The sequence below is a fragment of the Chryseobacterium sp. UYP7 genome (assembly GCF_056279225.1).
Genome location: NZ_JBWBQW010000001.1, coordinates 865,857 through 888,307, shown reverse-complemented (window position 1 = coordinate 888,307; position 22,451 = coordinate 865,857). Strand labels below are relative to the sequence as shown.

Here is a 22,451-nt window from a genome sequence, read left to right as displayed (position 1 = left end):
CCTATTATCCTACTATGCTACTTCTATTTTGAAGTGGTGCAAATGTAATACGACTCAAACTATCTCGCAAATCTTTTTTGCGATTTTTTAAACAAATAGATGAAATATGGTCTAAAGTTTTGATTTAAACCACTATAAATTTCGGCAAAAAAAATCCCCACATTTCTGTGGGGATTTTTTGTAGGATAAAACTACATTTTATCTAAGATTACTTTTAATTTTAAAGCATTCTCGCTCGCTGGATTGTATAACAATGCTTTCTCAAGATTTGATTTAGCTTTCATCACATCAGAATCTTTGACAAAGTTAGCGATGCTAAAGTATGCATAAGCTAAAGCACTCTTGTTAGCTTCAATTTCCTCTGGCTTCACTAAAGTTACGTACTTCTCAAACGCGATATTTGCTAATTCAGCATTCTCAAGTTGTTGGTAAGCAATTCCCTGACTGTAATATGATGGAGCCCAATCTGGTAACAAACCGCTCATTTTTTTCCAAGTAACAACTTCTCCATTGTAATTCTTGGCTTCCTGATAAGCGTTAGCTAACTCAAACAAAGCATTCGTGTCTTGTGGGTTTGCGGCGACTTTAACTTTTGCAGCTTCAATCGCAGGGCTTGTAGCTCCTTCTTCCACTGTAGCTTGTTTGATTCCGCCACCGCCTTTAATTTTTATTAATTCTTCATCCCAGTTTAAAGTTTCATCTTTAGCGGTTTTAGCAATGGCAACTTTTTGTTTTGCTTCTGCCATTAATGCAGCTTTCTTAGTTGCATCCGTTTCAGTTTCAGCCATACCAGCAGCTATCAAACCTAATAAACCTTGATCTGCAGGTAAAACTCTTGTTTTCTCCGCTTTTGAAATAAACTCATCCATACTCATTTTAGCAGGACCGTATTCTCCATCTGCATACTGCAAATAAGCTCTCAGTTTAAATTTGATTGGATCTTTCACCTTATCAAAAACTTTATCCAAATACATTTTGGAGTTCCCATAATCCTCATTAGTGAAGAAAAGTTTAGAAATCTCTAATTGAGTATCTGGATCTTCATCTGCATACTTTGCATAATTAACAAGATCTTGAGTAGCTAAAGCATTTTGCTGATATTTAATGTCGTATCCAGCTTTTGCTTTGTATGCTGGAGCATAAGTAGCATCAGATGTAATAGCTCTATCGATACTTTCTTTCGCTTTTTGCCATTGTTGCGCCTGCATCCAAAGCGTTCCTATTCTTGTGTAAACAGAAGCTTTATTTTTAGCAATAGGCAAGGCTTTATCATAAGCAGTCATTGCAGAACCTGCCACTTGTGGGCTATTCGTTAATTTTAAACGATAAGCATCTCCCAGTGTGTAATAAAAATATGCTGGCGTACCTCCTCTCTGAGATTTTTCAACTGCTCTATTTAAATAGTCGATTGCAAGATCAGCATTTGGCGCACCTCCAAAAATGGTTAAGGCCTCTGCTGCTCTATATAGAACTTCCGCATCTTTATCTCTGGAGTCTTTAACAATATTCTGAATTTCTGCAACTGCAGATTTATCACCTTTTCCTAATTTAACTGAAGCTAGTCCAATTTTATTTAGATTACTTCTTTTATCTTCGGCTAACCCTTTGTTAAAATTCTCTTGAGCTAATTCAAAATTTGGTTCGAACTGTGTAAGATATGCGTTTCCTAAATAAAAATAATTCTCTGCGTTTGGAGACTTTGCAATCATTTCTGTGAAAACTTCTTTTGCTTTTGCATACTTATGACTGTCTGCACTAGCAACTCCATCCTGTAGTGTCTGCGCAAAAGCAAAGTTCGATAAGAACCCTACCGCTGCTCCGAGAGCAACTTTCTTTGATAACTTCATTATATCTTTCATTTTTAATTGTTTAAATTTTATAAATAATCTACTTGTACTTCTACCCAATTTTTATACCAAAAGAGCATTGTGTCAAACGACGCAGCAATTTTTAATACATTTTAACGCATTTGAACTTCACGTTTAAAGATGGTATAGGGTTGTAATCCTTCTTTCTCGACAACAATCTGCCCGAGTTGCTGGCAGGAAAAACGAATAAAACCATTCCCAAGTCCATAATACCGTTCGTTGGTAAGAAAATATAAAACCCGCGTAAAAGGATAAGTCATTTGTTTGATATTTCCGATTGATGGTTCGTATGACTTATTGTCTGAAATAACAGAAAGAATCTTAACCGAATTTCTTAACTCCTCGGATTCTTTATCATAAGGTCTGCTCAAAGTATTTAAGCTTATGGCTCCAATTTTATCCGGATAGCGATTGATCTCGTTAATAATATTTTTATTCCCACTGATTATAGAATACTTTAACTGATCGGGCGTCGTCTTAAATTTTTGAGCTACGAAATTTAAATTACTGGAATTTGTACCGTCGAAGATCACTTTCTTTTCATCTGAATGTAATTCCCGATCAAGTTCAGTCATAGTAACTGATTCCCGTGATGAATTTTTGGGAACGATAAAAACAACGGCATCTGCTGCGAATTTACCAGGTTCCAAATCCATATCGATCTTCGCTTTAAAGGCTTCCTTCTCTTTAGAACTAAGTTCCCGCGACATTATAATCACCCGCACTTTATTTTCTAAGAGATCAAGAAACGCCAGATCTTCTTTTTTGATGACCAAGTTGATCTTCGTTTTCGGATTGAGCGCCATATATCTATCGGTCAGCGCTTCAGAGACGCTTCTAAAGGATTCGTCGGCGGCAAGGGTTATTGTTCCCTGCTGTGGATCGTCGGGAATCCTATCTGCTTTTTTACACGAGATTACCACCGTAAAAAAACTGAGTAAAATAATTTTTAATTTAATCTTCATTTTTCCTTTGTCTAATTCTGTAAACAGCTCTGCCTATTCTAAAAATTCCATAGAGAATTAATAAACTTCCTAATGAATAAGCAATATTAGGTTCTAAAAAGATGACAAAAAATTTATAAATGATCACCACTACTCCCAGAACGATATAAAAAAATCCCGTAATTAGGGACAACCAGTTAAACATCATAAAAGCAAAAATACAAAAAATTAAAAAAAGAGAAGCATTTGCTTCTCTTTTGTTAAAATATTTCTCAATGTGTTGAATTATTCAAACTGCATTGTAAGTGGCATTCTAAATCTGTAACGAACTGCTTGTCCGTTGATTTTCGCAGGTGCCCATTTATTCTTAATTGATTTTACAGTTCTAACTGCTTCTGCATTAAAGTCTTTGTTAGACCCATTTGCCTTCACATCGGTAATACTTCCATCTCTTTCGACAACAAATATTACTTCAGTTTTTACTGTTCCTGCGTCACTGTCCATTACAGACGTGTCGAAGTTACCATTCACCTTACTTCTAAAAGAGTTGATCCCTCCTGGAAATTCTGCCAATTGTTCTACTTCTGTATAAACCTGAGTTGAAGAAACTTGTGGTTTTACTTCTACCGTTGTAGATTTAGTAGGACCTGGAGGTGGAGGTGGAGGTGAATAAGCTGGTTGTTTTACCCCTTCTACAGCTACAACCCCTGTTGTTGTTTCCAACTGCTTCGAAATTGGAGGCGGTGGAGTTTCTACTTTTGGAGCTTTTACCGGCTCTGGAACAACATTCTGTATTACTTCCTGCACTTCCGGCTCTTTTGGCGGCGGCGGTGGTGGCGGCTCTTCTTCTTTAGGCTGCTCAATTATGACATCTTCAGGAAGAATGTCGATTAATTTAGCGTTAACTTCTGTAGCATCCTTCTCATTCATTTGCTTTATTTTCATAACCACAAATGGTGCAATCGCTACAACCAAGAATAGAATCGTTCCAAGAATGAAGGCTTTCGTAAGTACTGATCTATATCTCGTTCTTAGATCATATGCTCCATAAGCTCTATTTCTATTTTCAAATACAATCTCATCCAAAGTTGGAGTTTCATTGTAAGTGTTTTCTTCTGCCATTATTCTTTCTTTTATATATTAAAAGTGTGTTCTAATTGGTAGGAGCTGCTGGTGTAGCAGCGGAACCACCTACTTTCTTTTCGTAAATTGCCAATTCCCAAGGCTTAACATCGGTGATACCGTATATCTCATTCTTGGTAATCGCCATTTCATCTAACATGTCTACGAAATTTTTATATACTGCGTCGTCTGTAGGCTTAATGATCACCGTAAATTTGGTTTGATCTTTAGCTCTAGCTTTCGCTTGCTCAATTACTTTCGTAATCCCATTTCTATCGAAACTTGTTTCCTGCAAAGTTTGATCATTCAATCCTGCCTGGTCTAACTGATGATAGAAAATTCTGTTGTCTTTCCCTATAATTAATGAAATAGAATTTGATAAATCGATTTCTGTACTAGGAGGTTTTTGGTTTTCTTTCGGTTTCGCCGGAAGACCTAAATCCATTACATTTGGTTTGTTAAAAGTGGTCACTAACATAAAGAAGGTGATCAAAAGGAACGCCAAATCCACCATGGGAGTTAAATCTACGTGAGGTACCTGCTTTTTGGAGCGTACCTTTCCGCCTTTCCCGCCGTTGTCTTTTACTTGTACTTCTGCCATTTCTCTATTATTGTGCCGTTTCTTGACTTGTTATTAACCAGAACTTCAAGAAATCTATATCTCTTAATCCTTCAAACAAAGATTTAACTTTAGGATATTTCGTTTGTACGTCTCCTTTGATTGCCAATTTGTAATCTGGATTAACGGTTAAACTCTGTTGTACCCAGTCAATCAATTCTTTCTTTGTACTGTCCATTGGAATTCCCGATGGGCTTTTATAAGCTTTGCGATCTTCATCTGATAGATCCAAATATGATTTTAACTGACTCATCGGAACACCAATTGACTGTGAATTAGAAAAATTAACTTTTTCTTTATCAGTAAAGGTCATATTATACTTTTTTCCCATTGCGTCTAACAGAGCGATTCTTTCGGTTCCGTTTTCTACAGGGGTAAAGTAAAATTTCCCATCAGTTGTTGTCAAAATAGTCATTAAACTTCCATCTGGCAGAAGCTTCTCAGAGATAGAAGATGGCGTGGTAATCGTCTCGATATCAGGTTTTGCAAACTGAGCCGTGAGGATAAAGAATGTAAGGAGTAGAAATGATACATCGGTCATGGCCGTCATATCTACCCTTATATTATGTCTTTTTGGTTTGACTCTCGCCATTGTAAATTATTTTTTATTAAACTTCAGTTTTTTGAAATACATTTAAATTAAATGATTTCCAATCAAGACAGAATTCTTAGTGAAATTCTGCAAATGACTGCTGAATTGACATAGCGATTTCGTCAATTTTGAACGTTAATCCATCAATCTTAGAAGTAAAGAAGTTATAAAGTATAATCGCAACAGCAGATGTACCAATACCCAAAGCCGTATTTACTAACGCCTCAGAAATACCGATTGACAATGCTGCAGAATCCGGAGTACCACCTCCTGAACCCAATGCGCTAAATGCCTTGATCATTCCGATTACAGTTCCTAGTAGTGCTACCAAAGTTGCAACAGTACCTAAAGTTGAAAGAATCATCATGTTTTTTTCCAACATTGGCATCTCTAAAGTCGTAGCTTCTTCGATTGATTTATTAAGAGCTACCATTTTTTGCTCTTTATTTAGAGTGGTATCGTGAGCCAAAGCTTTGTAAGTTGTAAGTCCTTCTCGAACTACATTACCCACAGAACCTTCTTGTTTATCACATTCAACAATCGCTTCATCAACTCTGTTTTGATTAAGTAATCTTCTTACGTTTAAAACAAAGCTGTCAACATTTCCGCTTCCTGCAGCTTTTTTCAATGCTAAAGCTCTTTCAATTGAAAATACGATTACGATGATCATAAAAGATATAAGGATCGGTACAATTGGACCACCCATATAAATAACTCCCATAAATCCATTTCCCGGATGTAATTCTTTGGTTTCTAAACCAGAGAATGCAACAGACGATAGACCGTTCAGCCTTGGATCTGCTTTAAAATTACCTGGGTTACCCAATACAAATATGTATATCGCTATACCTATTAGGATAAGAATAGGAATTATTAACGTAGGATTCAATCCACCTACCTTTTTAGCAACTACTTGCTCTTCGTTGTTTGAAACATTCATTTCCATACTAAACTAAATTATAATTGTTATTTTTTTTTCGAGTTGTAAAATAAAGTCAAAATATTTAACCACGCAAGTCTTTCAAAACTATTGCGGTAATTTTTTTCAACGTTAAGATTCATTAACATTACGATATCTATAAAAATTGAATTATATTATGATTATAATTTTCAATTTTAAAAAGACTTTTAAAAATTCAGAAATATAATAGACCTATTTTTACGATTACTTTACAATAAATATTTTATGTATAAATCTTTAAAAAACAATATTAATGATTTTTTTCGGGACTATGATGATTTTTCTCGGTGTATTTCCCCCAAGTTGGTGCAAAACACGCTCATCTTTCAGCGCAATTTCTTCGATCTGGTCTATAGACAAATCTGAAGGAAGTGCCATTTTAAATTTCATTTTCCCATTAAAGCTTACCGGATACTGCACCTCATCCTCTATAAGATACTGAGCATCAAACGACGGGAATTTTTCAAACTCAATTGTGTTGTCGTGTCCTAACTCTTTCCACAGTTCCTCGCAAATGTGCGGAGCGTACGGAGAAATTAATATTGCAAGAGGTTCAAGAATTTTTCTTTTATTGGTCTTCAGTTTTTGAAATTCATTCACCGCGATCATAAATGATGAAACGGTGGTGTTGAAGGAGAAGTTTGCAATATCTGCAACAACTTTTTTGATCAGCGTATGTAAAACCTTATACTCTTCTTTGGTTGGTTCATCTTCGGAAATCTCTAAAGTTTCGCCATTGTAGTAGAGGTTATAGAATTTCTTTAGAAAACCGTAAACTCCACTTAAACCTTGCGTATTCCACGGTTTGCTTTGTTCTAAAGGCCCTAAAAACATTTCATATAATCTTAGACAGTCGGCGCCATATTCTACGCAAATATCATCAGGATTAACGACGTTGTACTTGGACTTAGACATTTTTTCGACTTCGCGTTCTGTAATATATTTACCATCTTCTAAGATAAATTCTGCATCGGCATATTCAGAACGCCAGTTTTTGAATTTTTCTGTATCCAATTCGTCCGTTCCACCTTTTAGTAGAGAAACGTCAACATGAATTTTTTGTGTTTCGTAATTTTCAGCGAGCGTTTTTGAAACAAATTTATTTGTTTCATTAATTCTAAAGGCAAACGCACTCATCCCCAAGATCATTCCCTGATTGATCAATTTTTTGAAAGGTTCCTCCTGATCAATTAAACCAAGATCCTTCAAAAACATATTCCAGAAACGCGAGTACAACAAATGTCCCGTCGCATGTTCGCTGCCACCAATATAAAGATCAACCTGTCCCCAATAATCGGAAAGTTCTTTGTTGTTGAAAACCTCGGTATTATTTGGATCCATGTATCTTAAGAAATACCAGGAACTCCCGGCCCAGCCAGGCATTGTAGAAAGTTCGATCGGGAAAACATTTATATTATCGATCAAATCGGTAGCAACTACTTTTTCGTTCATCTCGTCCCACGCAAAATTTTTGGCATTTCCTAAAGGTGGATCGCCATCTTCTGTCGGGAGATATTTCTCCACCTCCGGAAGCTCTAACGGAAGTGCAGAAATCGGTAATGAATAAGGCATTCCCTCTTTATAATAGATAGGAACGGGTTCGCCCCAGTATCTTTGCCGGGAAAAAATCGCATCGCGTTGTCTGTAGTTTGTAGTTCCGTGACCAATCCCACGATTTTCTATTTCATCGATGATTTTTGTTTTAGCATCAGTATAGTTTAATCCTGTCAAAAATTCAGAATTGATACAAAATGAATCTTTCGAATCATAAGATTCTTCCTGAATATCAATGTCATTTTTAATAACGCTTTTTATTAGCAAGTCAAATTTCTTCGCAAACCGGTGATCGCGTTCATCATGAGCGGGAACAGCCATAACGGCTCCGGTTCCGTAGCCCATCAATACATAATCTGAAATGTAGATTGGCATTTTTTCGTCATTGAAAGGATTCAGTGCGTAGGCTCCCGTAAAAGCACCACTCACGTTTTTCACGTCAGACATTCGATCTCTCTCTGTTTTTTTAGAAGTCTGTTCGATATAATTTTCAACCTCAGATTTCTGTTCTTCTGCAGTTAAAAGTTCTACCAAAGGATTTTCCGGAGCCAGAACGATAAATGTTGCACCGAAAATAGTATCGGGACGTGTTGTGAAAACCGCTATTTTTTCGGAGGATGCTTGGACCTCAAAAGAAACCTGTGCACCCTGCGATTTTCCGATCCAGTATTCCTGCGCATCTTTCAACGGTTGTGGCCAGTCTAAAGTTTGAAGTCCCTGCAATAATCTTTCGGAATATGCAGTGATCCTCATACTCCACTGCATCATTTTTTTCTGAAAAACGGGGAATCCGCCACGTTCTGATTTTCCATCTTTCACCTCATCATTTGCGAGAACAGTTCCTAAACCAGGACACCAGTTTACGGTGGTTTCAGCTCTGTAAGCCAAACGGTAATTCAATAAAATATCCTGTTGATCTAAGTCCGAAGCAGAAATCCAATCTTCGGCGGAAAAATTTAATTTTTCATTTTGAAATGCTGATAAATTGTCGCTTCCATGGTCTCTAAAATGTTGAATCAAGGTATGGATGGGTTCCGCCTTATTCGTTGATTTGTTATACCAGGACTGGAATAGCTGCACAAAGATCCATTGCGTCCATTTATAATAAGATGCATCTGAAGTTCTTACTTCCCGACTCCAGTCAAAAGAAAAACCAATTTTTCGCAACTGCTCTTCGTACCGCGTAATATTTTGCTCCGTTGTAGTTGCCGGGTGCGTTCCGGTTTGTATCGCATACTGTTCCGCCGGAAGTCCGAAAGAATCGTAGCCAACGGGATGCAGAACATTAAAACCTTCGTGTCTTTTATAGCGTGCGTAAATATCGGAAGCAATATATCCTAAAGGATGACCAACATGCAGACCCGCACCAGAAGGGTATGGAAACATATCCAAAACATAAAATTTTGGTTTGTCGGTTTTGTCGGAAGTTTTATAAGTTTGATTTTCTTCCCAGAATTGCTGCCACTTTTTTTCGATCGATTGATGGTCGTAAAACATTATTTGAATTGTATTTCCGTTAAAAATATTCGCCAGTTCTGTACGACGAATGAATAATGGACAAATTTAAGGTTTTGAAATGAAAAAATCCCCACTAAAAAAGCGAGGATCGTTTGTACCATATTTCTCCGAAAAGAAATGATGTTTTTCAAAATTAATCTTTTGTTCTTCGGGCGTAAAAAGTACTTTTTACCTGAACATTGGTGTCTCCTTCAAAATCATAATTGCCCACTAATTCGTAAACAAGATCTGAGGGTGTTAACTGCAAAACAGTTCCGGACTGGGTTGTACCGTCTGGATTGGTGATCACAAGAACTTTTGAATTTACATCGTAGGAATAGGTAAAACTGGATTGTCCTTGCTGCACACAAACTCCGTTCATATCGGTGTACGTTGTTGCACTTCCTTTATTATCTTTACTGAAAATAATTCTCGCCTTTTGTTGACAAACAGTAAAATCCGTCGTCTGATCATAATTTCCTGTGGTTAAGGTTGCTTTTTGATTCAGTTTGTAAGGTTGCCATAATCCTACTAAGTTCTCAGCTTCAGAACTGGTATCATCGTCTTTTCTACAAGAATTCAATAACGTGAACACTAATAAAAAAAGTACCGGTAACAGAAGAAAATACTTTTTAGAGAATCTTGATCTTGAACCTTTTAAGTGATGTGTTTGTGATTTCATAACAATATTTTTATGGATTATGTTAAACGATTTCAAGTTCTATGCCATAAATAGCAATTTGAATTTTCATATTTATATCTTTGCTCAAATGCCTCTTAATGCCTAGGATCTCTATTATCACTCCCTGTTTTAACTCCTCCCAATTTTTGAAGGAGACGATTCAGTCGGTTATGCATCAAACTTTTACTGATTGGGAATGGTTGATTACGGATGATGCTTCTTCCGACAATTCTGTAGAAATCATCAAAAAGATAGACGATCAACGAATTATTCTCACCGTTTTAGAAAAAAATCAAGGCGCGGGACATGCACGGAATGTGTCTTTAGAAAAAGCAACCGGAAGATATATTACATTCTTAGATGCTGATGATTATTGGGAACCTAACTTTCTGGAAGAGATGATCACCTTCATGAAAAAGGAAAAAACAGAACTTGCTTACTCAAATTATTCCAGATGTGACGAAAACCTGAATTCAAAAATTGCAGATTTTAAAGCAGATACCGAGGTTACATTTGACAATCTTTTAAAAACCTGCAGGCTTTCTTTACTGAGTTCGATGTACGATTCACAAAGAGTTGGAAAAGAATTTTTTCCCGCCGGAAGCAAACGCGAAGATCACGTAATGTGGCTGAACTTGTTGAAGAAAATACCGACCGGAAGGCCGCTCCCAAAAACCATGGCAAAATATCGGATGCATGCAAAAAGCATATCCCGAAAAAAGACGAACATTATGAAAGATCAATATTTGGTATACAAAGATCACATGAATTTTTCTACTTTAAAATCTTGGTATTATACCGCAAACTGGGCTGTAAATGGATTTATGAAATATTCAAAAATATTTAATTAATGGAATATTCTAAGGAGTTTAAAGAAGCGATCTCAAATTTCACCTCACAGGAAAAAGATAAACTCATCATTCGTCTGCTCAAAAAAGACCGCATCTTATCACATCGTCTTTATTTTGAATTGATTGATGAAGAAACGGAAGACGACAAAAGAGCTCAGATGGAAACGCTCATTAAAGATGAAGTAGAAACTGCCGCAAAAAGGTACGGCCGAACGAAATATTTTCTGCCGAACATTCGCAGGATCAGTGCAAAAATAACAGAACATGTGAAAATTACGACCGATAAATTTGGAGAAGTTTCGCTCACCCTTTTATTAATTTCCGAAGTGTTAAAAAACCTTCCTAAAAGCGGCGATCATTACAAACTGTATATTTACATTCTTAATAAAATTTACAGATCTTTCATTTTGACGAAAAAATTAGATTCCGATTATTTTCTGGAACTGAAAGATGATTACACCACGCTTCACGACCTGATTGTAGACAATAAAACTTTGGAACAACTCACGCTTCAAAACGGAATATTTTTAAGTTGGTTTGAACCCGATAATATTCCGGATCACATCGACCGTATTCTTAAAGAAGTAAAAGCAGATGGATTGTTGCGCTAAAATAGTTAGAGCGAAACGATCTCTTTCATCACCCGATCCACCATCGCGTCACAATAAATTAAATTAAATTCGAAGATCTCTTCTTTATTATAAAATTTTTCAATTTCTGTTCTCAAAAAGCCTTTTGCACGGTTCAACCGAACTTTCACGTTGCTTTCGGTGATCTGCAAAACCTCAGCTGTTTCGGCGACGCTTAAGCCATTAATTTCCCGCAGCGTAAAAACCGTTCTGTAATCTTCGGGAATATGGAGCAAGCTTTTTTCCAGTATAGAATTCAATTCTGTGTTCATCACTTTTTTATACGTTTCTCTGCTGCCGATTCTCTCTACCAGTAAGGTATTTTTCTCCAGGGATTCTATATTCTTTGAAGCCCATTTCTGAGATTTTCGGTAACATTCATGCACCATGATTTTTGAAAGCCAGGTCCGGAAAGAAGATTTATGTTCGAATTGCTTTAGATGCGTGTATGCATTAATATAGGTCTCCTGCATTAAATCCTGCGTATCCTCATGACTATAATGATACATTTTGCCGATTCGGTATAAGTAAGGATTGTTTCGGCGGATGATGAGTTCGAAAAGAGCAGTTTCCTGGTGAAGAATCTTTTCAACCAATTCCTGATCGGAATATTGAGCTTTTGTATTCATCTCTTTTAGTTTTTATCGAAAATCAAAGCCAGTCTTGCCATAGAAAATGCAGAGATCGCCATCACCAAATCCCGAACGGCGACATCGGCAAATTTCCAGCCTACCAACAAAGATAAGGCAATAAGGATCAACCAGACAGAAACGACTAAACCACCAATTTTGGGTTTCATAAATACTAAAATTCCCGCAATAATTTCGATCACTCCAACGATCATCATAAACGCAGATCCGGAAAAGGGCAAAATATCAAGGATCATTGGATTAATATATTGCGTCCAGTCGCACAAAATATTAAAAAACTTATCCAGTCCCGCCACAATAGGAACAATGGTGAAGGTCAATTTTAATAAATTGAATACGGGTTTAACAATTTGATTTTGCGCTGTTGTGTCCATTTGTTCTTTTTTAAGGTTTAAAAACTGAGTTCTATATTGATAGAGTTCAGCTCGAACCAAAAGGTTACAAATAGAGGAATGATGATCTGTCTTTAGGAAATATGATCGACTACAAACTGCGAAGCATTTGGCTGATCATCAATAAATTTCAGTGCGTTCATGCCCATTATTTTCAAAGAAACATGGTCATTCAATAACTCCACGATATAAGGCGCGGCAAAAAATTCATCTTCGAAAGATTTTGCACCATTTCGTTGGATTAACTCGTCTGCTTCCGGGTTTTTGGTGTATTGATCTCCAAAAAAAACGGGAATTCCATAATTAGCTGCTTCTAATATATTATGAAGACCTTTCGAATGGAAACCTCCTCCAATAATGGCTAAATCAGCGTAAGAATACAGTTTGGAAAGCAGGCCAATGCAGTCAATTATTAAAACTTTAGCATTAAAGAAATGACTCTGCTGTCCCTCCGAAATCTGAGAATACAAAATAGCACGCGGAAAAATAGTTTTTAAATGAGCGACTCTTTTTAGGTCGTGTGGAACAAGGATCAATTTGACATTTCTGTTTTGGGAGGCAATGATCTCAGCCATTCTTTCTTCTGATTCCCAGGAACTGCCAAAAACTATGGTTTGTTCCTTCTGTTTAAAATCATCAATAAACGGCACAGAACGATCATTTTCCCGAAGTTTCTTCACCCGGTCAAAACGCGTATCGCCGGAGGTCGAAGAATTTTTCAGTCCAATTCCTTTCGCTAACGCTGTTGAATGTTTGGTTTGATGAAAAAACCAGTCGACATTTTTTTTCAACTGACCTACCGTCCATTTTCCGTATGCTTTAAAGAAGATTTGCGTTTCATAAAACAATGCGGAAACCACATATACTTTTGCACCTTGATTCTTAAGATTTTCTAAAAGATGATACCAGTAGTCGTATTTTACGGTGAAGAAAATATCAGTTTTAAAATTGGAAGTAAATTCCTGAATCCACTTTTCGGTATCGAAAGGCAGATAACAAACTACATCAGCGATCGTATTTTTTTTGATCACCTGATCATAACCCGACGGGGAAAAAAAAGTAATTAAAATTTTATGCTGTGGGAATTTATCTTTCAGTTTTTCCAGCACCGGAAGTCCTTGTTCGTATTCTCCCAAACTCGCAGCGTGCATCCAGATCACCTTATCAGTCGGAGAAAATTTGGCTTTTACTAAAGCACAGCTTTGTCTTCTTCCGGCTAAACCTTTCTTCAATTTATAGTTGAAAACTGCTCCAACTCGCATTGTAGCAATCATTAAACGGATAAAAAGATTATAGAAAGATATCATTGAGAAATTTTTAAAATTAAAAGAGGCTTCTCAAAAACCGCAGTTTGTGTGTATGCTGATTCAGATCTTTGTTAAAAATACCTGTAGAATCCAGTGAATCGATCCGAACTTTTCCGAAAGCATGAATAATTTCCTGGTTATTAAGCATGAGTCCAACATGAGTAATGGTTCCTTCTGAATTTTCAAAAAAGGCTAAATCACCAGGCTGGCTTTCTTCCACAAAACTTAAAACCTCGCCAATTTCAGCCTGATGTGGAGAATCTCTGGGTAAAGCAATGCCATGGATTTTATAAACAAGCTGTACAAAGCCGCTGCAGTCTACTCCAAAAAAGCTTCTGCCGCTCCATAAATAAGGCACATTTAGAAAAAGCTGTGCGGTTTCAGCAATATTTTCAAAAGTTGCAGGTTTTAATTCTTTTTGATTTTTGGTAGCTAATTCGCTTCCTAAAGAAAGTAACGTTTTGCCTTCTGCCAGATCGTAGAAGCCTACGGTGTTTGTAACGACATTGGTCATTCGGTCTGCAAAATCTTCATCAGATATTTTGGTGAACTGGTTTGTAGCGATCCATCCTTCATAAGCGTCAAAATCGATCCTGATTTTTGCAAAACGGTCTTTAATTTCCAGAAGATTAAAAGTTTCTCCGTATAAAAGCTGAGAAGTCATTTCGGACTGATGCGAATGTTCTGCCCGAATTGGTGCCACCGAAACTGTACAAATTCCTTTACTCATTCTTTGGTCTGATGGTTATCGTTTCCGAATTAAATTAACGCCGTCGCGCAAAGGTAAAATAAGATTTTCGAAATCCTCATCTTTTGCGACCGAATCATTTAGTTCCTGAATCTTTTGAGTTGATCTTTGTTTTGAATTTTCCTCCAGTACTTTTCCGTACCATAAGACATTATCGAACAGAATTACGGAACCGGATCTTACTTTGGATTTGATAAGGTTGAAATATTCGGGATAATTTTCTTTGTCGGCATCAATAAAAACAAGATCGAAAACTTCCTCCGTTTCCGTTAAAAAAGCTTTTGCATCTTTCAGTTGAAAATCGATCTGACTGGAAAATTCACTTTCCTGAAAATATTTTTTCGGTAAATAAGACAGTTCTTCATTAATATCTAAAGTCGTTATTTTACCTTCTTTTGATAATCCTTCTGCCAGACACAACGTTGCATAACCCGTAAAAGTTCCGATCTCCAGAATATTCTTGGGTTGCAGCATTTTCGAAATAATGGTCAGCAACCTTCCTTGCTGATAACCGGAAATCATATGCGGCTGCGTAGTTTTCTGAAAAGTTTCTTTCCTAAGCCTCTTCAAAATATCGGGCTCCGCAGAAGCATGATCTTCCAGATAGCGATCCATTTCCGGACAATGTTCTTCAAAAAAACTCATGAAATATTATTTAGTTTCAAATTTAAACATTTAAAATAAAAAAGCGCTGCTAGAACTTAAAGCTCTAACAGCGCTGTATCAACATTTAAAAATATACTGCTTAGTTTTTCACCGGTGCAATATCCATTAATTTCATAAATTCATCCAGCTTAGGCATAATGATGATTTCTGTTCTTCTGTTTTCTGTTCTTCCAGATACTGAAGCGTTAGTCGTTTTAGGATTGTATTCGCTTCGTCCACCTGCAGTGATTCTCGAAGGATTTACCCCAAATTTCGTCTGTAGAATTTTCGCCATTGATGTTGCTCTTAAAGCTGACAAATCCCAGTTGTCTTTCGGAAGAGTATTAGAGTTCAAAGGAACGTTATCGGTATTACCTTCAATTAAAACAGAATAAGTGTCGTAATCGTTAATTACTTTCGCTACTTTTCCTAAAACATCCTGTGCTGCAGGTAAAACGTTGTAATCACCCGTTTTGTATAACATATTGTCGGATAGAGAGATCAAAACTACTCCTTTCAAAACTTTCACCTGAACATCGTTATCTGCGATATTATCCAGGGAACGTTTCAGTTTGTTAGATAAAGCTAAATTTAAACTGTCATTTTTAGAATTCGTAGAAATCAGTTGTTTGATATATTTGTTGGATGAGTTAATTTCTCCAATTAATTTATCAATGTTTGCAGATCCTTTTCCAGAATTAGACAAACAAGCATCCAAAGATGATTTCAGCGCATCGTTCTGTCCTTTTAAAAGCATGTTTTCGCTGGCTAAACCAGAATTCACCCCTTTCAAGTCCTGAATTTCACGTTGTCTTTCACCAACATTGGTAATACATTGATTGTAGTTTTCGCTCATTGCGTCGAACTTCTTCTGGCTAACGCACGACGTCAACAATAATGCAGTTCCAAGAATTGCTCCGATTTTTCCTATATTCATAATATTCTATTTATTGAGCCAAAAATAGGGAAACGAATATAAACAGAAGAATTATCTTTGCTAAATATTCCTTAAAAAAACCTTAAAAATTGCTTAATACCAAGACGTTCCAGCAATCACTTGCACTCCTTTTACCTCATCCGGCAGAAGCGAAATTTCTGCTCGCCGTAAGTGGTGGTGTCGATTCGATGGTTTTACTTTACTTATTTAAGGCATCTGATCTGGATTTTGAAGTCGCACATGTTAATTACAAATTGCGCGGAAAAGAATCCGAATCCGACCAGAAATTAGTCGGGAACATTTGTAAAAAAAACAACATTCCTTTTCATTTTTATATCGTTTCGGAAATTGATGATAAACCGCAAAATTCCATTCAAAACTGGGCGAGAGATCTGCGTTACCAATTTTTTAGAAAAATTCAGGAAGAAAAAAACCTGGATTTTATAGTAACCGCACATCATTTGAATGACCAACTCGAAACTTTTATCATTAATCTTTCAAAAGCTTCAGGAATCAAAGGTTTGAGTGGAATTCCTGCCAGCGATAATAAAATTCTGAGGCCACTACTCGCTTTTTCTAAAGAAGAACTTTATGAGTTTGCAAAGAAGAACAAGATTGAATTTCGGGAAGATGCGTCGAATCAAAAGAGCGATTATCTACGGAACAAAATCAGGAATGAGATCGTTCCGCAACTTTTACGAGTGAACGAAAATTTTCTGCAGAATTTCGGGAAAAGCATTTCTTACCTTAATGAAACTAAAGATTTTGTGCAGGAAGAAATTTCAAAAATAGAAAAAGAGATTATCAGTCAAAATGAAGAGATGTTAACTATTAACAAGAAGATCTTTTTTGGTCAGCGTGCATTTGTACAGTTTGAGATCCTGCGAAAGTTCGGTTTTACGGAACCTGAAGAAATTTCGAAAATGGAAAATGCCGAAACTGGAAAATCTTTTATTTCTATTGAATATGAGATAACGGTTGACCGCAAAACTTTAAACCTTAAAAAATTAGAAGACCTAAATTTTGAAGATGATAACGCGGAAATCTTTCTGAATCTAAACATCGTAAATGAAATTGTAATTCCCGACGAACAACGGCAGGAAATTTCAGAATTTGGCAACGTTACCTGGAAATTTGACGGAGGAAAACTTCAGTTTCCTTTGAAGTTACGCCGAAAAAAGGAAGGTGATTTATTTCACCCCATCGGGATGATAGGCAAAAAGAAAATCTCTAAATTTTTTAAGGATGAAAAAATTCCTATTTTAGCCCATCGAAAAATCTGGCTTTTGTGCGATGGAAATGATACTGTTTTAGGAATTCTTCCTTTTCGCCAGGACCGCAGATTTGCGGGCACAAAAGATTCTGAAGAAATAATTAAAGTAAAATTATAGCGTCCCAGTAAGGCGCAAAAAAAGTAAAGTAAAAAATGAAATTTAAAAATTGGTTTATCCTTATTGTTCTCTTTCTCTTTCAGGGAATTACAGCACAAATTAAAGATCCTGTAAAATTTAAATATACGATTAATACACTGCCGAATAATGAATATGAAGCAGTTTTAACGGCTACGATAGAAAAAAACTGGCATATTTATTCTCAGGATCTGCCACCAGATTCGGGAATTCCGACGGAAATGAAACTTACTTCAAAGGAAGGAATTACGGTTCTCGGCAAAGTGGTAGAAGTTGGAAATAAGCATGATGAATTTTCTGAAGCTTTTGGGGCACAGATCGTTTATTATTCCGATTTAGTTCAGTTTAAACAAAAATTTAAATTAAAAAACGGCGCAAAACCTGCAAATGTTTCCGCAGAAATCACCTATCAAACCTGTAATGACCGCGTTTGTCTGGCACCAAATACGTTAGAATTCGAACAGAAAGTAAGTCCCGCGGCAACTGCAGAAACTACGACAACGCCTGAGGAAGTTGCAACTGCACCAGTTGTCACCGAAAATGCGGACAGTCTTAGAACAGAAACCATTCCAGAAACGACCATTGTTGCGCCAACCGCGGCAAAACAAGAAGGTTTAAAAGTAGCCTCCATCGACTTCGCAAATCCGCAAACAGATTGTGGAATTGCTCCGGAAAAGAATTCTGAGAATTTCTGGACCTATTTATTATTAGGATTTTTTGGAGGATTGATCGCATTATTGACTCCGTGTGTTTTCCCGATGATCCCTTTAACGGTTTCGTTCTTTACAAAAGGTTCAAAAGACAAAGCGAAAGGAAAAAGAGATGCATTTATTTACGGATTTTTCATCCTCTTAATTTTTGTTTTATTAAGTGTTCCATTTCATATTATTGATGGAATTGCCGGGAATGTTTTTAATCAAATCTCTACAAGTGTTTGGTTAAACGTTGTATTCTTTATCATTTTTATATTTTTTGCCGGAAGTTTCTTCGGCTACTACGATATCACTTTACCAAGTTCCATAGCGAATAAATCTTCGAAAGCAGAAGATGCAGGTGGAATTATCGGAATATTTTTCATGGCTTTAACTTTGGTGATCGTTTCTTTTTCCTGTACCGGACCAATTTTAGGAAGCTTACTGGGAAGTTCGCTTACCGGTTCCGCAGATATTCCAATGTTGCTTACTTTCGCACTCGCAGGTTTTGGATTAAGCTGGGCAATCGTTTTTGGATTGCTGGCGTTATTCCCACAAGCTTTGCAAAGTTTACCAAAATCTGGAGGCTGGATGAATACCGTGAAGGTTTTCTTAGGTTTTATCGAATTAGGTTTAGCTTTAAAATTCTTATCGAAAGCAGATCTTGTTTCTAAAACATTCTTCCTGAAAAGAGAATTATTTATTGCAATATGGATTTTAATTTCAATTGGTTTGGTTCTTTATTTATTTGGAAAAATCAGATTCCCGCATGATGATAAAAAAGCGAAGATTTCTACAACCAGAAAAGTTATCGGGGTTTTAGGAATCGGTTTCATTATTTATTTAATTCAGGGATTATTCCCGGGAGAACGGCCTAAACTGCAATATTTAAGTGGGATTTTGCCTCCGATCAACGTTAGTTATCTTCATGATGAGAAAGACGGAATTTTAGGAATGCATCCTTCGCACGATTATTTCGAAGCCATAGAAATTGCGAAGAAAGAAAACAAACCGGTACTGATCGACTTTACAGGTTATGGCTGTGAAAATTGCCGTAAAATGGAAGAATTTGTTTGGAGTGAACCGGATATTTTACCGATCCTACAAAACGAAATCGTTCTCGCTTCCCTTTATGTTGATGATAAAGAAGCTTTGCCGGAGAACGAACAAACGTCTATCGACATGGGTAATGGACAAAAGAAAAAAGTAAAAACAATTGGCGACAAATGGAGTTTGTTTCAACAGATCAACTTTAACAATAACTCCCAACCGCATTATGTTTTGGTTACTCCAGACGGAAAAGTAATCAACACTCCGATTTCCGGTTACATGCCGAAAGAGGACTTCAAAAACTTTTTAGAATGTGGAATTGCCTACTTTAAGAAAGAGAATAAATAAAAGTTATTAGAGATATAAAGATAGCCGGCGATAATTCGTCGGTTATTTTTTTTGATCATTTTTAAGATTTTGAAACTTAAAAACGCTTCAGCAGAAATTTCCGACCATTCAGTCATCTTTTTTTTAAAAGTTGATCTGAACTGAATACTTTTACATAAAAAAAACATGAAAACAAAATTCTTAGTTCTGATCTTACTCGTTGCGAAATTCGTTTCTGTAAATGCACAAATGGATGATAAATTTTATTTTCCGAAAAAGGAAATGAAAACCATCGAATGGAAAAACGTTGAGGAAGTGAAATTCCCGGTTGAAAACGACACCATAACGGCTTTGATCTTAAAACCCAACATGAAACCAAAGGGCACCATTTTTTATTTTCACGGCGCGGGCGGGAACAATACTTCTTATCTGGATTTTACTTTGCCTATGGTGAAAGATAATTATGAAGTGGTGATGATCGATTTTCGCGGCTACGGAAAATCTACAGGTGTTCCGACGCATAAAAACATTGCGGAAGACGGACAGAAAATATTTGACGTGCTGTCGAAAAGAAGCGACATTAAAGACACAAAGAAAATATTTTACGGAGCATCGATGGGAACGCAGATCGCGACTCATTTAGCAAAGGATAACCAAAATGTTTTGAGCGGTTTGGTTTTGGAAGGAACCATTTCATCCTTTGGTGATATTGCCGGATTTTATGCTCCACAATACAAAGACTTTTTAGAAAAAAGTTTTGTTTCACCATATTCTGCGAAGGAAGATATTAAATCCATTGACAAAATTCCGACGCTGTTCATTCACAGCAAAGAAGATAAAGAAGTGCCGTTTGAAGAAGGAATGATGGTTTATAACAACGCACCACAACAAAAGGAATTTGTAGAATTCAGCGGCGCACATTTAGGAGGAATGACCGTAGAAGGCCCAAAAATTCTGGAGAAAATGAATAAGATGATCAAGAAATAGGGATAAGGATCTATCTTTAAAATTCTATCTACAACAAGAAATAACCGGCGATATACTCGTCGGTTATTTTTTATTTTTGTAGGAAAAAATTCTTTTTATTCTAGCCCGGATCGAACGGTTTGTTTGAGCTCTCCCGATCATGTCCCGAGAATTCGGGAGCATGATTGGGAAGCGAGGAGTGAGAGCCGGAACGTAAGTTGAACGAAGCGATCCCCATTTTGCTCCTGAAAAAATTAGTTGGTTACTGGAACACTGCTAAAACCTACAGAAGCTTTCAAAGAAATGTCTGAACTCGGTACTTTTTTTAAAACATAGACAATTTTCGCCTGTACAGAACCCGATTTCATCATTGAATCTAAGGTCTGAGAGGAATTTACGTCTAAAGCAAGTGAATTCCCAACATTATCTGGAATTGATTCCCTTGAAGCCACTAAAACCTGATTGTTGCTATTGTTGGACAAATAAACTTTTACCGATTTAAAAACGCCTAAACTCGTGCCCGAACCTACGGAAATCGTAGCATTGGAAACCCGAATATCTTTAACATTTGCGCCGGAACCAGTCAGTTGGTTTACACTTTGAGCCGGGGAAACGCTGGAAAGTTCAATATTAGCGGCGGAATTAGCGGTTACTAAAACTGTGGCATTATAAGGAAATGTATTTTGTAAAATGGAAGATACTGTTGAACAGCTTACCAATGTTGCTGTAGCAACGGCTGCGGATAAGAATAAATTTTTCATAATCGTATATTTTATTTGCGTGATTCTATTCAGATATTATACCAATTCACCTAATTAACATAAGATTAACTTTAGATCTGGTTGGATGGAAAGATAATTGCATTATTCACTGCATAACTTTAAAAATTATTACGATGATATCTGAAAAAATGAAAAATTCTGACTTTCATAAGTTTTTCGTGGATGAACTGAAAGATTTATACTGGGCAGAAAATGCGATCTTAAAAGAACTTCCGAAAATGCAGGGTGCAGCAACAAGCAAAGAATTAGCTGAGAGTTTTGCACAACACGAACAGGAAACCAAAAAACATATTTTGAGACTTGAAAAAGTTTTCGAAAGTTTAGGCGAAAAAGCAGAAGGTAAAAAGTGCGAGGCTATTGAAGGAATTTTAAAAGAAGGAAAATCCATCATCGATGATACCACAAAAGACAGTATGACCCGCGACGCAGGTTTGGTTTTGGCCGCACAAAAAGTAGAACATTATGAGATTGCAAGCTACGGAACGCTGAAAGTTTTTGCGAGCCACATGGGACACACAGAAGCAGAAAGGTTACTCGCAGAGACACTGGACAACGAGAAAGCAACAAATGCAACATTAACGGGACTTGCGGAACGTTTTATTAACAAGAAAGCAGTCGCAGAATAAAGAATCCTTTTTTATATATTTTTGAATCCGTCCTGAAATTTTTTCGGGACGGATTTTTTTGTTTGAATATTATTTGAGATCTATTGTAAACTTCCCTGTCGTTTCGCCGGAAGCCATGTTGCTCTTTCCGATAAGAAACCAGATTTCGCCGTTTTCTTTAACGTCGTAGTTGATCTCTCTTCCGAAAGGTCCGTCGTAATAACCATTTGGCAATCTAATTTGATTAAAGCGGATATTCATCTGCGAACTTTCCGGAGTAATTGTTCCGGTGATTTTACCTGCTTTGAAATTTTTGATCTTTAATGTAAACTGTTGCTCGTTTTGCGTGAATGCCTCCGTAATTTTGAGAGGAAGAATATCTGCGTTCATGGTTCTGATAATCTTGTTTCCTTCCACCGTACGGGAACTATCTGAATTTTCCTTTTTCGGAGTAGGTTCATCAATAGAAATTATGTCGTCCCGTACAGAATCGCGGGAATGTACAACCACATTTTTATCAACAGTCGCTGTGGAATCATTGTTTGCGGCAAATATATTTTCAACTTCTTTTTTATTGCAGGAAAGTAACAGGACAGGAATCAGCAATATTAATTTTTTCATT

At 36.7% G+C, this 22,451-nt stretch carries 22 protein-coding genes; 6 read left to right on the top strand and 16 right to left on the bottom strand.

Features of this window, described 5'->3' with window-relative positions; genetic code table 11:
- Positions 1 to 191: 191 nt before the first annotated feature.
- The 8 genes from ACZ9HT_RS04190 to ACZ9HT_RS04155 all read right to left on the bottom strand — a co-directional run bounded on the left by ACZ9HT_RS04190 (position 192) and on the right by ACZ9HT_RS04155 (position 9,839).
- The gene (locus ACZ9HT_RS04190) at positions 192 to 1,859 is read right to left on the bottom strand and encodes a tetratricopeptide repeat protein (protein ID WP_476039204.1); all 1,668 of its coding nucleotides are present in this window, start codon (positions 1,857 to 1,859) and stop codon (positions 192 to 194) included.
- Positions 1,860 to 1,960: 101 nt separating this feature from the next.
- Positions 1,961 to 2,833, bottom strand: a complete 873-nt coding sequence (locus tag ACZ9HT_RS04185) for a PstS family phosphate ABC transporter substrate-binding protein (protein WP_476039188.1) — start codon at positions 2,831 to 2,833, stop codon at positions 1,961 to 1,963.
- A 264-nt stretch (positions 2,834 to 3,097) separates the two neighbouring features.
- Positions 3,098 to 3,934 carry an energy transducer TonB gene (locus ACZ9HT_RS04180; protein ID WP_476039187.1) on the bottom strand — a complete coding sequence of 279 codons (837 nt, stop codon included), beginning with the start codon at positions 3,932 to 3,934 and terminating at the stop codon, positions 3,098 to 3,100.
- Positions 3,935 to 3,965: 31 nt separating this feature from the next.
- Positions 3,966 to 4,535, bottom strand: coding sequence for an ExbD/TolR family protein (locus ACZ9HT_RS04175; protein ID WP_476039186.1), 570 nt, complete (start codon positions 4,533 to 4,535; stop codon positions 3,966 to 3,968).
- Between the two features lie 7 nt (positions 4,536 to 4,542).
- The gene (locus tag ACZ9HT_RS04170; RefSeq protein WP_476039185.1) at positions 4,543 to 5,145 is read right to left on the bottom strand and encodes an ExbD/TolR family protein; all 603 of its coding nucleotides are present in this window, start codon (positions 5,143 to 5,145) and stop codon (positions 4,543 to 4,545) included.
- 76 nt (positions 5,146 to 5,221) lie between these two features.
- A complete protein-coding gene (locus ACZ9HT_RS04165) occupies positions 5,222 to 6,091 on the bottom strand; it encodes a MotA/TolQ/ExbB proton channel family protein (RefSeq protein ID WP_476039184.1) in 870 nt (289 codons plus the stop codon).
- A 252-nt stretch (positions 6,092 to 6,343) separates the two neighbouring features.
- Positions 6,344 to 9,157: a leucine--tRNA ligase gene (gene leuS / locus ACZ9HT_RS04160; protein ID WP_476039183.1), complete on the bottom strand. Its 2,814-nt coding sequence runs from the start codon at positions 9,155 to 9,157 to the stop codon at positions 6,344 to 6,346.
- Positions 9,158 to 9,311: 154 nt separating this feature from the next.
- A complete protein-coding gene (locus ACZ9HT_RS04155) occupies positions 9,312 to 9,839 on the bottom strand; it encodes a lipocalin-like domain-containing protein (RefSeq protein ID WP_476039182.1) in 528 nt (175 codons plus the stop codon).
- A 98-nt stretch (positions 9,840 to 9,937) separates the two neighbouring features.
- Here ACZ9HT_RS04155 and ACZ9HT_RS04150 point away from each other — a divergent pair, with 98 nt between their 5' ends.
- Complete coding sequence (locus tag ACZ9HT_RS04150; RefSeq protein WP_476039181.1) at positions 9,938 to 10,690, top strand: glycosyltransferase family 2 protein; 753 nt, start codon at positions 9,938 to 9,940, stop codon at positions 10,688 to 10,690.
- Positions 10,690 to 11,301 (top strand): deoxyuridine 5'-triphosphate nucleotidohydrolase, encoded by a 612-nt coding sequence (locus ACZ9HT_RS04145; RefSeq protein WP_476039180.1) that lies wholly within the window; start codon positions 10,690 to 10,692, stop codon positions 11,299 to 11,301. The genes ACZ9HT_RS04150 and ACZ9HT_RS04145 overlap by 1 nt, the downstream gene beginning before the upstream one ends.
- A gap of 5 nt (positions 11,302 to 11,306) precedes the next feature.
- Here ACZ9HT_RS04145 and ACZ9HT_RS04140 read toward each other — a convergent pair whose 3' ends face one another.
- The 6 genes from ACZ9HT_RS04140 to ACZ9HT_RS04115 all read right to left on the bottom strand — a co-directional run bounded on the left by ACZ9HT_RS04140 (position 11,307) and on the right by ACZ9HT_RS04115 (position 15,998).
- Positions 11,307 to 11,948: a sigma-70 family RNA polymerase sigma factor gene (locus ACZ9HT_RS04140; protein ID WP_476039179.1), complete on the bottom strand. Its 642-nt coding sequence runs from the start codon at positions 11,946 to 11,948 to the stop codon at positions 11,307 to 11,309.
- Between the two features lie 5 nt (positions 11,949 to 11,953).
- Entirely contained in the window at positions 11,954 to 12,343 is a 390-nt protein-coding gene (locus tag ACZ9HT_RS04135) for a hypothetical protein (protein ID WP_476039178.1), read from the bottom strand.
- Positions 12,344 to 12,435: 92 nt separating this feature from the next.
- Positions 12,436 to 13,668 (bottom strand): 3-deoxy-D-manno-octulosonic acid transferase, encoded by a 1,233-nt coding sequence (locus ACZ9HT_RS04130; RefSeq protein ID WP_476039177.1) that lies wholly within the window; start codon positions 13,666 to 13,668, stop codon positions 12,436 to 12,438.
- A gap of 16 nt (positions 13,669 to 13,684) precedes the next feature.
- Positions 13,685 to 14,398, bottom strand: a complete 714-nt coding sequence (locus tag ACZ9HT_RS04125; protein ID WP_476039176.1) for a C40 family peptidase — start codon at positions 14,396 to 14,398, stop codon at positions 13,685 to 13,687.
- 15 nt (positions 14,399 to 14,413) lie between these two features.
- Positions 14,414 to 15,061, bottom strand: coding sequence for an O-methyltransferase (locus ACZ9HT_RS04120; RefSeq protein WP_476039175.1), 648 nt, complete (start codon positions 15,059 to 15,061; stop codon positions 14,414 to 14,416).
- Positions 15,062 to 15,161: 100 nt separating this feature from the next.
- The gene (locus ACZ9HT_RS04115) at positions 15,162 to 15,998 is read right to left on the bottom strand and encodes an OmpA/MotB family protein (RefSeq protein WP_476039174.1); all 837 of its coding nucleotides are present in this window, start codon (positions 15,996 to 15,998) and stop codon (positions 15,162 to 15,164) included.
- 89 nt (positions 15,999 to 16,087) lie between these two features.
- On the opposite strand from ACZ9HT_RS04115, the gene tilS reads away from it, so the two are divergent.
- The 3 genes from tilS (at position 16,088) to ACZ9HT_RS04100 (ending at position 20,463) form a co-directional block, all read left to right on the top strand.
- A complete protein-coding gene (gene tilS, locus ACZ9HT_RS04110; RefSeq protein WP_476039173.1) occupies positions 16,088 to 17,389 on the top strand; it encodes a tRNA lysidine(34) synthetase TilS in 1,302 nt (433 codons plus the stop codon).
- A 35-nt stretch (positions 17,390 to 17,424) separates the two neighbouring features.
- Positions 17,425 to 19,497: a protein-disulfide reductase DsbD family protein gene (locus tag ACZ9HT_RS04105; RefSeq protein ID WP_476039172.1), complete on the top strand. Its 2,073-nt coding sequence runs from the start codon at positions 17,425 to 17,427 to the stop codon at positions 19,495 to 19,497.
- 165 nt (positions 19,498 to 19,662) lie between these two features.
- Positions 19,663 to 20,463, top strand: coding sequence for an alpha/beta hydrolase (locus ACZ9HT_RS04100; RefSeq protein WP_476039171.1), 801 nt, complete (start codon positions 19,663 to 19,665; stop codon positions 20,461 to 20,463).
- A 233-nt stretch (positions 20,464 to 20,696) separates the two neighbouring features.
- Here ACZ9HT_RS04100 and ACZ9HT_RS04095 read toward each other — a convergent pair whose 3' ends face one another.
- Positions 20,697 to 21,203: a hypothetical protein gene (locus ACZ9HT_RS04095; protein ID WP_476039170.1), complete on the bottom strand. Its 507-nt coding sequence runs from the start codon at positions 21,201 to 21,203 to the stop codon at positions 20,697 to 20,699.
- A gap of 149 nt (positions 21,204 to 21,352) precedes the next feature.
- Here ACZ9HT_RS04095 and ACZ9HT_RS04090 point away from each other — a divergent pair, with 149 nt between their 5' ends.
- Positions 21,353 to 21,850, top strand: coding sequence for a YciE/YciF ferroxidase family protein (locus ACZ9HT_RS04090; protein ID WP_476039169.1), 498 nt, complete (start codon positions 21,353 to 21,355; stop codon positions 21,848 to 21,850).
- 69 nt (positions 21,851 to 21,919) lie between these two features.
- On the opposite strand, the gene ACZ9HT_RS04085 is transcribed toward ACZ9HT_RS04090, so the two are convergent.
- The gene (locus tag ACZ9HT_RS04085) at positions 21,920 to 22,450 is read right to left on the bottom strand and encodes a hypothetical protein (RefSeq protein ID WP_476039168.1); all 531 of its coding nucleotides are present in this window, start codon (positions 22,448 to 22,450) and stop codon (positions 21,920 to 21,922) included.
- Position 22,451 lies beyond the last annotated feature (1 nt).

Coding starts and splice junctions, on each gene's coding strand:
- ACZ9HT_RS04180 (WP_476039187.1), bottom strand. CDS start 3,934: ATGGCAGAAGAAAACACTTACAATGAAACTCCAACTTTGGATGAGATT.
- ACZ9HT_RS04100 (WP_476039171.1), top strand. CDS start 19,663: ATGAAAACAAAATTCTTAGTTCTGATCTTACTCGTTGCGAAATTCGTT.
- ACZ9HT_RS04175 (WP_476039186.1), bottom strand. CDS start 4,535: ATGGCAGAAGTACAAGTAAAAGACAACGGCGGGAAAGGCGGAAAGGTA.
- ACZ9HT_RS04095 (WP_476039170.1), bottom strand. CDS start 21,203: ATGAAAAATTTATTCTTATCCGCAGCCGTTGCTACAGCAACATTGGTA.
- ACZ9HT_RS04185 (WP_476039188.1), bottom strand. CDS start 2,833: ATGAAGATTAAATTAAAAATTATTTTACTCAGTTTTTTTACGGTGGTA.
- ACZ9HT_RS04140 (WP_476039179.1), bottom strand. CDS start 11,948: ATGAATACAAAAGCTCAATATTCCGATCAGGAATTGGTTGAAAAGATT.
- ACZ9HT_RS04150 (WP_476039181.1), top strand. CDS start 9,938: ATGCCTAGGATCTCTATTATCACTCCCTGTTTTAACTCCTCCCAATTT.
- ACZ9HT_RS04190 (WP_476039204.1), bottom strand. CDS start 1,859: ATGAAAGATATAATGAAGTTATCAAAGAAAGTTGCTCTCGGAGCAGCG.
- ACZ9HT_RS04125 (WP_476039176.1), bottom strand. CDS start 14,398: ATGAGTAAAGGAATTTGTACAGTTTCGGTGGCACCAATTCGGGCAGAA.
- ACZ9HT_RS04165 (WP_476039184.1), bottom strand. CDS start 6,091: ATGGAAATGAATGTTTCAAACAACGAAGAGCAAGTAGTTGCTAAAAAG.
- ACZ9HT_RS04170 (WP_476039185.1), bottom strand. CDS start 5,145: ATGGCGAGAGTCAAACCAAAAAGACATAATATAAGGGTAGATATGACG.
- ACZ9HT_RS04090 (WP_476039169.1), top strand. CDS start 21,353: ATGAAAAATTCTGACTTTCATAAGTTTTTCGTGGATGAACTGAAAGAT.
- ACZ9HT_RS04105 (WP_476039172.1), top strand. CDS start 17,425: ATGAAATTTAAAAATTGGTTTATCCTTATTGTTCTCTTTCTCTTTCAG.
- ACZ9HT_RS04115 (WP_476039174.1), bottom strand. CDS start 15,998: ATGAATATAGGAAAAATCGGAGCAATTCTTGGAACTGCATTATTGTTG.
- ACZ9HT_RS04130 (WP_476039177.1), bottom strand. CDS start 13,668: ATGATATCTTTCTATAATCTTTTTATCCGTTTAATGATTGCTACAATG.
- ACZ9HT_RS04145 (WP_476039180.1), top strand. CDS start 10,690: ATGGAATATTCTAAGGAGTTTAAAGAAGCGATCTCAAATTTCACCTCA.
- leuS (WP_476039183.1), bottom strand. CDS start 9,157: ATGTTTTACGACCATCAATCGATCGAAAAAAAGTGGCAGCAATTCTGG.
- ACZ9HT_RS04135 (WP_476039178.1), bottom strand. CDS start 12,343: ATGGACACAACAGCGCAAAATCAAATTGTTAAACCCGTATTCAATTTA.
- ACZ9HT_RS04085 (WP_476039168.1), bottom strand. CDS start 22,450: ATGAAAAAATTAATATTGCTGATTCCTGTCCTGTTACTTTCCTGCAAT.
- ACZ9HT_RS04120 (WP_476039175.1), bottom strand. CDS start 15,061: ATGAGTTTTTTTGAAGAACATTGTCCGGAAATGGATCGCTATCTGGAA.
- ACZ9HT_RS04155 (WP_476039182.1), bottom strand. CDS start 9,839: ATGAAATCACAAACACATCACTTAAAAGGTTCAAGATCAAGATTCTCT.